This window comes from Vreelandella olivaria, from assembly GCF_023507745.1.
Taxonomy (GTDB): domain Bacteria; phylum Pseudomonadota; class Gammaproteobacteria; order Pseudomonadales; family Halomonadaceae; genus Vreelandella; species Vreelandella olivaria_A.
Genome location: NZ_JALPZO010000092.1, coordinates 1 through 561, shown reverse-complemented (window position 1 = coordinate 561; position 561 = coordinate 1). Strand labels below are relative to the sequence as shown.

Below are 561 nucleotides of genomic sequence, written 5' to 3'. Positions count from 1 at the left end.
GCAGCAAACGCCCTTCAAAGTGTACCCGGATCTTACCATTGTCCGTTTCTCGTTGCCCACGATAGGACAGCTTTTCGCCGGTTGGGCAGATACACGTTAGTTCTACTGGGTCAAACTGGAACGCGCTAGCTGGCGTCGTCTCTCGCCAGCCTTTATCTGGTAAGTTCTGGTGGCGCTTGCCGTATTTGTTTTTCTGGTCGGTGAATTTCGGATCTCGGCTGCGGAACTGATTATCAGGGATATAGCCATTAATCCGTCGCTCGTAAAGGTACTTCATATTGGCTTCATTCGCGAAACCGGTATCCGCAGTGACGACGGTGCCTTTCTGGTAGATGTTTTCCTCAATGCCCAGTTTCTTAAAACGGGCTTCTACCTGCTCCAGAACTGGCTTCAGGGTGTGATGCTCCTGGCCTTCACCGAAGGCTTGAGCGTCGATCACGATCTGGTGCTTTTTATCCACCGTGGCGACGCCGTTATAGCCCTGGATCGTGCCCTTGCTTGTCGTCATTTTGGCACTTTCGTTATCGGTCAGATTGCTCTTCACTTCCTTGATGCGCTTCC

1 protein-coding gene is annotated in these 561 nt (G+C 51.7%); it reads right to left on the bottom strand.

Translation table 11 applies throughout. The features are described 5' to 3' along the window. Positions 1-561, bottom strand: a 561-nt coding sequence (locus HP566_RS07490) for a transposase (protein ID WP_249976641.1), incomplete at both ends; no start/stop codon positions are given.